Source organism: Streptococcus suis, from assembly GCF_046032115.1.
GTDB classification, from domain to species: Bacteria; Bacillota; Bacilli; order Lactobacillales; family Streptococcaceae; genus Streptococcus; species Streptococcus suis_AJ.
Map to the genome: position 1 here is coordinate 23,822 of NZ_JARQOZ010000003.1, position 11,610 is coordinate 35,431.

Consider the following 11,610-nt stretch of genomic DNA (forward strand, 5'->3'; position numbering starts at 1 on the left):
TGCCATTATAACACTTGTAGTTCACTATAAGTCAATATAAAAAACAAAAAACGATGCCTATTCAGGCACCGTAATATTCTTTTATTTAACAGCCTCCAAAGCCGCTTCATAATCTGGATGTTCGTTGACATTGTCCAGGTATTCTACATCGAACTGGATGAATTTGAACAAATGCAATCAAATACTACCTACTTAGACATATAGTATCTGTTGCAATAGACTGTAAATTTTTGTCATGTGAAACGATACAAATTATTTTTCCTGATTCTTTTAATTCTAATAACATCTGTATGAATTCTTTTCTAGATTGCTCATCTAAATTACTAGTTGGCTCATCAAATACAAAAACCTGCTTATTTTTTTGGACCAAGGCTCTCAGTATCAATAATCGTTGTTGCTGACCCAAAGATAAATTTTTCCCTTGAGAATTTACTTGATAATTATGGTGTAATCCTAAAAATCTATTGAAATCAAATTTATTTATATGAGAATTTGTAAATAAATCAAAGTACATATTATGCATCACTGTTCCAGCAAACAATCTATATTCGTTTGAGTAACTACTAACATATTGTGTTATATCTGTATGTTTTAAAGTCCCAAACGTTTTCTCATTTAAACATAATTCACCTGATGTAGGACTTAGAATACCTTGCAACACTTTTATTAATGTCGATTTACCCGCCCCATTATCTCCTTCTATCAAATAAATATTTCCTTTTTCCATTGTAAAGGATAAGTTTTGAAAAATAACTTTTTCATCAAATTTGATAGACAATTGTTTTAATTCAATTGTTTCAATTGTGTCAATACCAATTCTTTTATTTTCCACTTCTTTCTCAATCATTGCGTTTTCAAAAGTAATAAAATCTAGTGAATATTTTGACTTGTAGTAAGAGACCAAATTAGTTAGAAGAGGTTGTAAAATAGTTGATAGTAACAATAACAATAATACAATATTGGAAAAAACTAGTATGGATGAGCTTGTAAAATATAAATGTGAAGACAATAATAGAAAACTAGTTGTAGAAACTGTAAATAGTTGGACAGATATAGTAATTTCTGTGTTTAACACAGCTGAATCTAATTTTACTTGCAATAACTCATCAATTCTACGTTCAAATTCCTCCTTAAAATCATCAGCTTTATCAAAGGTTAAAATATCATAAATACCATCTAAAGAACTTTCTACCAAATAGGTGAAATTTGAACTTTTAGTAACCATGTTACGTTGATTATTTTCAACTTCTATCAACCGATACCTGTTATAGATAAAAAGAAAAGCAAGCGATACAAGTGTCACCAAAAAAATTTTAAAATCAAGACACCCTAATATTCCGAGGGAAAACAATAGTATTGAAATATAAATATTCAGATAGAATTTTTGAAAAATACCTGAAATAGAAGATAATAAATTCCAAAAATATCCCATAACATAATCATAATTTTTAGTCGTGTCAAATTTCTCTATTTTATCAACATAGTAGTCATATAAGACCTCTCTCATGAGCTTGTTTTCAATTTCAGTTTTTAATTTTATCTCTAAGCTGGAAATCAATTTGAAAATTAATAAACTGCATAAAACAATTACAACAATGAAAATTTGATTACTAATAGGTATCGTAAAAATATTACCAACTATAAATTGAAGCACCAATGACATCATAATTGGTAAGACAAGCTTTAGAATACCATAGCACCACAAAGTGATTTTTTGTGCTCTAGGTATAGTTCCAATAAACTTACGATATAAATCTACCTTATCTCCATTTTTGATGATACTTTCGAACTTTGGCAATGTCTTTTTATTTCCAGTTGGTATTAGAACAATTCCTGAAAATTGCGATAATAAGTCATTAAAACTTATATGACTAAAAGATACTTGCTCGGGGTCAGATATGGTGAAAGAACCTTCATTATAGCCCAGTAAAACAATATAGTGCGATAACCCGCTTCTATTTACAACTGCAATAGCAGGGAATTCTAGTTGTTTTAATTTTTCCACTTGCTCCACTTGAAATGAATCAGATTCTATATGGAATTGACTCAAAGTCTCTTCAATATCTAATAAGGACATACCTTGATCATTTTTTACATCAAAAATTGTGTCAATATTCTCTGGAAATATATCATAATAAGACAAGACCGTCTTGATACAAGCCAAGCCACAATCCAACATAGAAACCTGTTTATGATGAGTAATCATCTTAATCACCCTTTCTGATGCTAACATCGGCATAGGCATCTATTTTGAGAATACTTGCCTTATTAGCTCCTTCTTCAGGAACTTCTAGTAACTTTGCCCCACTATTCAAATTGACATCATATCCTCCATCGTAACTTCGAGGCAGAGTAATATCTACAGTACCATTCCATGTATCAACATAAACTTCTTTAAATGTAGCACCTTTTGCCAATTCAATTTTTGCTTTTAAACTACTCTTCCCACTTGCGACGGTGACTAACTTAAAACCCTTTTTACCCAATGGTATATAAGCATCATTTGTACCTATATCTGCCTTCTCAAGTGTTGACATTGCTGTTTCAGAAATTTTCCCTGTCAAACTAATCATCGTCACTTCATTGTCAGTCTCCACAATTTCAAGTTCAAAAGGTTGTTCGCTACCATAGATTTCAATCGTATTAATTTCTTTGCTCGTTACAGTCCAAGACTTAGCAATTTCTACATCTGTTTTGTCACTCTCTAAACTTAGGTAAATCGCAACTCCTAAAAAAGTAATGATTAAAATGAAAAATGGGATTATTTTTTTCATTACAAGTGCCCTCCTTAAACTATTTAAACTCCCTACTAGAAAAAAGTAAGTACGAACTCAATAAATAGACAACACTAAATATCAATGCAATGAGACTAGACGGAGTAAAAAATTCTGTTTGATTTGTGATTAACTTTACCTGATTAAATAGAAAGAAATGAGAAAAGACATCATTTGCCAAGAGACTTGTTGTAACATACGAAACTAAATTATCAAACATCAAGACAATCATGGTATAAATAAGGTAGGCTTGATAAATCTTATCTACATACTGAAAAATAAACAGACACAGTAGCGAAAAACAGAGATGAAATGGCAACTGTTTAATGAGTAGGTCAAATGATTCACCCACATCTACTTGTCCATTCAAAAAAATTCTACATACAATTACTGTAACAAACAGTAAAAGTGTATATGCAAAACACAGGGACAAGGTTTCAAACAATTTATAAAGGTAAACTGAAAAACGAGAGGAGCTTTTTATGATTGCATGGTTAATGGTGCGATTGGCAAATTCTTCTCCCCAGACTAGATTACAAGCACTTGAGAAGAATAGAGGAATAAACCCTGCCACTGAAGATAAAATAATCGTAATACCTCCTTGTCCATCAGTTTCTCTCATCAGATAAGCGAAGAGTACTCCTAAAAGAATCACCAGAGAGACTGGAAAAAATAAACTCCTTTCTTTCCATACCCTATAAAAGTCTGATTTCACTTTATGGAACATGAGGAACCTCCTCTCTTGTGATCAAAGATAGATAATAGGATTCAAAACTCGGTTGAAATTTAATGATTTCCTCGATTTGAATACCTTTTTTCCGTAAGCAATCAATAATCCAGCTGGTTGATTTCCCAATCTCTGAAAGCTCTATTCCTTCATCGGTCACTACCGCCTCAATTCCCTCGAAAAGTAACACTTCAAGCGCTTCATGCTCCTTATCCACTCTAACAATCCGTTTGGTTTGGAGTAGGTTTTGCAAGGCATCTTTTTGGATTATTTGTAACACTTTTCCTTTGCTCATGATGATATACTTATCAACGACTAAGTCTAATTCAGACAAGATATGACTTGAAACTAGAATGGTCATACGATACTCATTTTTCAAAAGCAGAAGAATCTCACGAATTTCCTTAATTCCTACAGGGTCCAGACCATTTATTGGCTCATCTAATATAAGTAGTTTGGGCCAATCACAGATAGCCAAGGCTATTGCCAAACGTTGCTTCATTCCAAGAGAAAAATCTTTCACTTTTTTCTTAGAATCTACACCCTCAAGTCCAACCATACGTAATAGATTTTTGACTTTATCTATATCCGCCCCAATTCCTAAACCTATCATTTGAACACGAAGATTGTCGCCTGCAGATAAATGGGGATACAGAGCAGGTGACTCTACAATACAGGAAACAGCTTGACTCTCTAAACCGCTTATTTCACCAGAATTACTCGAAATCAATCCTGCAAGAATTCGGATTAAGGTAGTTTTGCCAGCACCATTTTCTCCCACTAGACCACAAATTTCTCCACAGTTAATATCAAAACTAATATTATCTAGAACTTTTTGCTTTCCGTAAGTTTTGGATACTGCTGTAACATTTAATAATGTATTTGCCATAGCAACCTCCTAAAAAGAAAAGTCGATAGAAAAGTGACAAACTATCGACCAGTCAAGTTATTAAATTATTTGGTGAACGGAACCATGTAAACTAATCCCAGCAAAGGAAACCGATTCCATACCAATAGTATAGACAAATTTGACCAGCTGTTATTTTTGTTTTTTCTCTCATTTTCAATTTTCTCATGGCACACCTCTTGTTTTATGAACTAATTTTTATCAATCCCAACAAAGGAACCCGCCACCACCTGGAAATCCGATAATGCAAAAACGACCAGCTACTACAAACATTTTTTGTAATTTAGTAAGTTTTTTCATGATATTGTCTCCTCTTTATTGATATGCTGTCACTTTTTAAAATTGAAAACTATCTATTAGCCAATTTAGAAATTTCTCTATTCAAAGAATCCTCATCAACCGTTTCAATGAATATTTTTTCAATTTGATTGTTAGAATTTACAAAATAAAGCGTTGGTATAGCTTTTAATTCTAAACTATTAACCACAGTTTGATCCACATCAAAATAAATAGGAAAAGTAAACTTATTATCATTATAATAGTTTAGAGCTTTTTCAACTGTTTCATCACGAAAACCAACTAAGTCAATTAAAACAAAGTCAATATCGTCCTTATAAGTAAGATAGATTTTTTCAATTACTGGTAGCTCTCTTTGACAATCTGAACACCAACTAGCCCACATAACATATAATTTGGGTTTCTTTAATTCTGATGTAAATACAATCGTCTGCTCCTCTTTATCTATTACCGAAAGTGTTGGGAATGTAGTTCCTTCCCAAATTTCCTTATATTGCACAAATTCTTTCTCAACTTCCCGAATAGCAGCTACTTGTACTTGAGAAGCAGTCTTACCTTTATCCTCATACATTTTCACACAAAGGCCTATTATAAAAAGGGCAACTATTCCCATTAACCAAATAAAATAACACCTTTGCTTCATACTACCTCACCATCCTAACCCTATTTAAAGTAAATATTTAAGGCACCTGGATCAATTCCGTTCAAAATCACTTTATTATTAATAAAAATCAATAAGGTTAAAAGCAAAATTAAAAGTTGAACAATTTTAATATAATCTTTCTTTTTCATTTTTGTAACCCCTTTCATTTGTAGTTTATCATAACTCTTTTATCTTGTCAATATAAAAAATAAAAAATTCGTATTTTTAAAAATTATATTCTAATATGTATTTCCGGTGATATAATTAAAAGAATTTTGCAAATTAAAAACGCAGAAATCATGTTAGCAAATTGGCTAATTCCCTGCGTTTAAATATATACTTATCTACTATCAACTCTTGTCAATCTTTAGGTCATTGGGATTCCTAGATTTTGTCTTCTTCTATATATCGCTCCAGATTCAATTCCATTTGACGGTTAGCATCCAATTTATATAAAAAATATGCCTGACGAAAGTGTTGTTTCGCACTCTCTGTATTTCCAAGTTCTTCATGGACATTACCTAGTAAACAAAATAAATCGGGTAAAGAATAATAGCTTCTGTGTGACCTACAAAATTCGATGGCCTTTGTGATGCTAGCTATAGCTTGGATGTAATCCTTCTTTAGCCATAGGTAACGTGAAATGTTATATTGAAGTTTAATTTTTAATTCCAATTCTTCAATCGTGATAGGTTGGAAATTATCCGTTTTTTCTGCCAGTCTTTCAAATTGTACATCAAATAATTCTTCATCATTAACATCAAAATAAAAATTTAGGAGTGTATTTGATACTTGTAAAAAAAATAAATAAGAACTCTCCAATTGTTTAAGTAGATATTCCATTTTAGATATAGCTTCCTTCTTTTTATCATAAAAATAAAAATCGACTAATCCACCTATCCACTCTAAGTATAATTGATTTGCTACCGATAAACGATGTTTATTATTAGACTCCAATTCATAAACATATCGTAGTCCTTGGTAGTCTCTATGGACTAAGAAATTTCGTACAACAGTTTTGAATTCTGCTAACTCCTCTTTCTGCTCAGAAACAGTGTCTTCAAAAAAGTAATTCATCGAAACATTTAGTTTTTTTGATAATTCAAAAAGCAATTCAGAGCCTGGAGTATAAGCACCACTCTCAATTCTACTAATTTGACCTTGTTTACAAATACCTTCTGCCAATTCTTTTTGAGATAATTTCATCTCTTTTCTTTTTTGTTTTAACCTAGAGCCTAATTGTATACTCATCGTTGTTACCTCACTCGTATTATATAACTATTCTAACACTTATGAATTTTAAAGACAATAAAAATATCCATTTGCATATTATTTATAAAATCTATATCAGAATATGTATGTTATCTCTTCGTTTCATACTAAATCATGAACATCCCCTCTTATCACAACCTATCTTCACAATAAATTTCTAGCAGGATAATTTAAGCGTTAAAAAACGATGCCTGTTCAGACACCGTAATATTCTTTTATTTAACAGCCTCCAAAGCTGCATCATAATCTGGATGTTCGTTGACATTGTCCAAGTATTCTACATAGGTGATTTCATTGTCGGCATTAAGGACAAAGACCGCACGCGCCAGCAAATTCCACTCTCGCATAAGTACACCGTAGGATTTACCAAAGGCATGATCATAGTAGTCAGACAGGGTGATGGCATCCTCCAAACCTGCAGCCCCGCACCAGCGTTTTTGGGCAAAAGGCAGGTCTGCTGAAATCGTCACGACAACCGTATTGTCACGGTCAGCCAGTTCCTGATTGAAGCGACGGGTCTGAGTATCGCAAATCCCTGTGTCAATAGAAGGCACCACACTGATGACCTTAGTCTGCTTGCCAAAGTCTTTCAGACTTTTCAGGCTCAAGTCATTTGCCATGAGGACAAAATCAGGGGCAGTATCTCCCACTCTTAATTGCGGACCTACCAAGGTCACTGGTTTTCCAATAAAAGTTGTCATAAACATCTCCCTTGCACTTAATATATCTATTGTAAGCGTTTATAAGCAAAAATACCAGTTTTTTGGCTGGTATTTATATTTTCAGGCTCTTTTCATCTTCCAAGCGTCTTCTTATTAACCAATCAAACATGTGGTCATTCGTCGCATAGGATGCACCGTTCTGACAATGCCATGAGGAGATACTATCGCGATGAAAGACGACCAGGTGCTTGTTGTTACTCGGTAGTTGATTAAAAAAATCTAGCCCCATATGATAATCATAGTAATTGTCACCTTCCGACAAAAAGATGAGCCCGTCTGTTGTAAACGTCACTTCTGTAAATTCATTCGCCTTCCTAAGCAAGTCATTCAAGTTATCCGCGCCGAAGACCCATTTAGCATGTTCAATTTGCCAGTTTAGGAAGAATTGCTTTGAAATGTATTTCTCTATTACCTTTTCCAACAAGTCCGGAAAGCCCTTCTCTACATAAGGATGTAAAAACTTCGGAATTGAAATCTTAAACGATTCAACCAGACTTGGAAAATAATTAAACAGAACGACCTTATCAAATAGTTTCGGTCTAGCAGATACTGCACGCGCCATCAAAAGTCCTCCTAAAGAAATTCCCAAACCAATAGTTGGCAAACATACTTGACCTCTTTTACCATAATCGTCCACCACTGCTTGGCAGACACTTGCCCAATCGGCAGTGAAGGGACAATTTTCATAGCGAATAAGATGGGACTGACCCGGTCCTTCAAAGAGTATGACTTGATAACCTTGCTCCAACGCAGGAACAACGGATGTAAAATATAATTCCTCCAGTAGGGCATCGAAACCTCCGCAGACAAAGAAGGTCCCCTTAGGGCTACCATTTTGAGGTTTAAACAGGAGGGTCCGCAGGGTTTTGCCTTGATATTGGACAGGGTATTGTTCGTAGGGAATAGACAACAAATCCAAGCCTCGATAAAAATAGGCAACGGATTTTTCATAAGCTTCCAGTTTCCGTTTATCAGTCGGATGTAAGAAAAATTCTGCCGCTTGGAAATACCGGCTAGCCCTCAAATAAGCCCTACCTTTAGAAATATCTGACCGATACTGGCTTACCTCCTCTATCAAATGATGTCCAAAATCTGACCATTCTTTATACCAAGATTCTGCCTTTCCTGCTTTGATTTTTTCACAAATTCGTGCAACTTCTGCATAGTCGGCTCCTCCATAGGGTGCATACCAGAGCACCCTTGTCGCTTCAAATTCAAACGGGAAAAATGAAAAGAAATGATGTTTCATCGGTTAACTCCTTTATTGGCCATTTGTAAATTCCACACTATTTTCTGTAAAAATACAATTTTAGTATATAATAGTTACAAGAAGAAAAATAGAAGTTACTTTGAGGTTCCTATGACAGAACAGCATCCATTACGCGAGCTCGCCCTTCCATTACTTGGAAAATGGGCCGTCGCCATCATCCTAGCATTGGCAGAAGGAGACAAACATTTTGCCCTTTTGGAGAGAGAAATTGGGCAGGTATCTCGAAAAGTGCTCAACCAAAATCTCAAGGCTCTCATCGAGATAAACTTGGTTGAAAAAATCGGACAAGCTTCACAAGGGTACAAGGTTTTCTATCGCTTAACCCCTCTAGGTAAAGAATTTCTCCCCTTGCTCCTTCAAATCAAGCAGTGGATAAAAGACCATGAAGAAGAACTGAAACCTAAAAAATAAAAAGATTTAAGATGGAAGCATCATTTGAACAGATACTTCTCTCTTAAATCTTTTTTTCTACATTTTCACCCTTTTCAATCGCAGAGCGTTCAAGACGACTGACACTGAGCTAAGGGCCATGGCTGCACCTGCAAACATAGGACTGAGCAGAGGACCACCAAATACATGTAATAGACCCATGGCGATTGGAATGCCAATCACATTATAAGCAAAGGCCCAGAAGAGATTTTGTTTGATGGTCCGCATGGTTGCCTGGCTGAGTTTAACAGCCTTGACCACATCCAAAATGTCACTATGCATGAGAACAATATCGGCAGACTCAATGGCAATATCTGTCCCTGAACCAATGGCCAGACCCACATGGGCTTGAGCGAGGGCTGGGGCATCGTTAATGCCATCCCCTACCATGGCGACTGTCTTGCCCTGTTCTTGCAAGAGCTTGACTTGGTTGGCCTTGTCATCTGGCAGGACCTGACTGACTACCTGCTCAATGCCGACTTCCTTGGCAATGGCTTGGGCAGTTTTTTCATTGTCCCCTGTCAACATGACCACTTCTAATCCCATAACTTGCAGAGCCTGGACAGCCTGACGGCTGGTCTCTTTTACTTTATCAGCAATGGCAATGACTGCTAGTAATTCTTGCTGGCTGGCTAGGAAAACAGGCGTCTTGGCTTGATGGGCAAATGCCTCCGCAACTGCACGCCCTTGGGAAACATCAATTCCCTGTTCCCGCATCAACCGTTCATTACCCAGATAGATAGTCTGCTCTGCTATTGTCACCGAAAGACCACGACCTGAAAGAGCCTGAAAATCGGTGGCGGACAAGAGATCAATCTTTTCTGTCTGAGCTGCTTGCAGGAGAGCCTGAGCCAGAGGATGCTCGGAAAATTGCTCGCCACTTGCGGCCAGTTGGAGAACCTGCTCACGATTTTTAGCAGACAAGAGATGAATGTCAGTCACCTGAGGCTTGCCTTCAGTAATGGTCCCTGTCTTGTCGAAGACAATGGTGTTCACAGCTTGTAGGGTTTCAATAGCTTGACCAGACTTGAACAAAAGACCATTTTCTGCCCCTTTACCAGTCCCTACCATGATGGCTGTTGGGGTTGCCAAACCCAGAGCACAAGGGCAGGCGATAACCAAGACAGAAATCATGATACTGAGAGAGAAAATCCATGATTCTTGACCGAGGAAGTACCAAGCAAGACCGGACAAGAAAGCCAAGCCCATGACAACTGGCACAAAGACGGCAGAAACTTGGTCAGCCAATTTGGCGATGGGTGCCTTAGACCCTTGAGCCTCTTCTACCAAACGAATAATCTGAGCCAGAGTCGTATCACGACCAACCTTGGTAGCCTGCATGGTAATGGCGCCTTGCTGGTTAAGGGTACCGCCAAAAACAGTATCGCCTAGAGCCTTCTTCACTGGCAGGCTCTCACCTGTCAACATGGATTCATCGACACGTGTCTGACCTTCTAGTACTTGACCGTCAACAGGAATCTGCTGACCTGGGCGAACAATGACCTGGTCACCTACCACCACATCTTCAATCGGTACTTGCATTTCCTGCCCATTTCGTAGGATCTGGGCAGTCTTGGGAGCCAGATTCATCAACTTCTTAATGGCCTCAGAAGTCTGACCTTTAGATCTCACTTCAAAATATTTTCCAAGGGTAATCAGCGTCAAGATAACGGCAGCTGATTCAAAATACAGTTCAGGATGGTGACCGTGCATGGCCACTTCTTTCCCCATCAGAAGAAAAGCAATCATCAAAAGACCTTGAACCAAGGCTGCCCCAGTCCCAACAGCAATCAAGGAATCCATATTGGGATGGCCTTGCAAGAGAGTTTTAAAGCCTTTTTGGAAAAAACTGCGTCCCAAATAAAGGACAGGGATGAGCAAGATGACTTGGCTGACCGCATAAACTAGTGGTTGATGGAGCAAGGCTGGTAATGGAAGCCCACCCCAAGGTAACATTGGCCCCATAGCAATATAGAGCAGTGGAAGAGTAAATGCTGCTGACCAGACAAATCGTTGCCAAAGACTGTCTTCCTTGCTTGGTCCCTTGTCCACCGTCTCTTCTACATCTTCTGGTCTGATTAGCTGATAGCCTGCCTGCTCAACTGCTTTTTCAAGACTAGCTGGATTTTGCCTATCACGGCTATAACGAATAGTTGCCTTTTCTGTTGCCAGATTGACACTGACTTCTTCTACTCCCTCTAGTTTGCCCAGAGCTTTTTCAACCGTCATGGCACAGGAAGCACAGGTCATGCCTGAAATGTCATAAGACTCGTTCACAAAGTTATCAACTAACTGGTATCCCGCCTTTTCAACTGCCTGACGAATATCTTCTAGTCCCAAAAGCTTTTCATCGTAGTTAACACTCAATTTTTCAGTTGCTAGGTTGACACTGGCTTCTTCTACTCCTGCTAATTTACCGACAGCTTTTTCAACTGTCATGGCACAAGAGGCACAGGTCATGCCTGTAACGGGATAGGTTGCATGTTTCATGTCATTCTCCTTTTTTGACTACATTTGTAATCATATTATACACGTTTTGACTACATTTGTAAACAAAATTGTTTCAAAA

At 36.9% G+C, this 11,610-nt stretch carries 11 protein-coding genes; 1 reads left to right on the forward strand and 10 read right to left on the reverse strand.

Annotated features, from left to right (window positions below; all coding sequences use genetic code 11):
- Positions 1–184: 184 nt before the first annotated feature.
- The 9 genes from P7J36_RS01850 to P7J36_RS01890 form a co-directional block, all read right to left on the reverse strand.
- Positions 185–2,206, reverse strand: coding sequence for an ATP-binding cassette domain-containing protein (locus P7J36_RS01850; RefSeq protein WP_408551016.1), 2,022 nt, complete (start codon positions 2,204–2,206; stop codon positions 185–187).
- Position 2,207: 1 nt separating this feature from the next.
- Positions 2,208–2,774 carry a hypothetical protein gene (locus P7J36_RS01855; RefSeq protein ID WP_398582109.1) on the reverse strand — a complete coding sequence of 189 codons (567 nt, stop codon included), beginning with the start codon at positions 2,772–2,774 and terminating at the stop codon, positions 2,208–2,210.
- A 19-nt stretch (positions 2,775–2,793) separates the two neighbouring features.
- Entirely contained in the window at positions 2,794–3,501 is a 708-nt protein-coding gene (locus P7J36_RS01860; RefSeq protein WP_408551017.1) for a hypothetical protein, read from the reverse strand.
- On the reverse strand, positions 3,491–4,390 hold the full coding sequence (locus tag P7J36_RS01865) for an ATP-binding cassette domain-containing protein (protein ID WP_408551018.1): 900 nt from the start codon (positions 4,388–4,390) through the stop codon (positions 3,491–3,493). The genes P7J36_RS01860 and P7J36_RS01865 overlap by 11 nt, the downstream gene beginning before the upstream one ends.
- 367 nt (positions 4,391–4,757) lie before the next feature.
- Positions 4,758–5,348, reverse strand: coding sequence for a TlpA family protein disulfide reductase (locus P7J36_RS01870; RefSeq protein ID WP_029170865.1), 591 nt, complete (start codon positions 5,346–5,348; stop codon positions 4,758–4,760).
- Positions 5,349–5,368: 20 nt separating this feature from the next.
- Positions 5,369–5,497, reverse strand: coding sequence for a hypothetical protein (locus P7J36_RS01875; RefSeq protein ID WP_257104730.1), 129 nt, complete (start codon positions 5,495–5,497; stop codon positions 5,369–5,371).
- A gap of 235 nt (positions 5,498–5,732) precedes the next feature.
- On the reverse strand, positions 5,733–6,599 hold the full coding sequence (locus P7J36_RS01880; protein WP_408551019.1) for a helix-turn-helix domain-containing protein: 867 nt from the start codon (positions 6,597–6,599) through the stop codon (positions 5,733–5,735).
- 236 nt (positions 6,600–6,835) lie between these two features.
- Positions 6,836–7,321, reverse strand: a complete 486-nt coding sequence (tpx, locus tag P7J36_RS01885) for a thiol peroxidase (RefSeq protein WP_099777119.1) — start codon at positions 7,319–7,321, stop codon at positions 6,836–6,838.
- A 73-nt stretch (positions 7,322–7,394) separates the two neighbouring features.
- A complete protein-coding gene (locus P7J36_RS01890; protein ID WP_408551020.1) occupies positions 7,395–8,591 on the reverse strand; it encodes a dipeptidyl aminopeptidase in 1,197 nt (398 codons plus the stop codon).
- A gap of 111 nt (positions 8,592–8,702) precedes the next feature.
- Between P7J36_RS01890 and P7J36_RS01895 the strand changes: the two genes are divergently transcribed.
- On the forward strand, positions 8,703–9,023 hold the full coding sequence (locus P7J36_RS01895; RefSeq protein WP_408551021.1) for a winged helix-turn-helix transcriptional regulator: 321 nt from the start codon (positions 8,703–8,705) through the stop codon (positions 9,021–9,023).
- Positions 9,024–9,080: 57 nt separating this feature from the next.
- On the opposite strand, the gene P7J36_RS01900 is transcribed toward P7J36_RS01895, so the two are convergent.
- On the reverse strand, positions 9,081–11,531 hold the full coding sequence (locus P7J36_RS01900; RefSeq protein WP_408551022.1) for a heavy metal translocating P-type ATPase: 2,451 nt from the start codon (positions 11,529–11,531) through the stop codon (positions 9,081–9,083).
- Between the last annotated feature and the right edge of the window lie 79 nt (positions 11,532–11,610).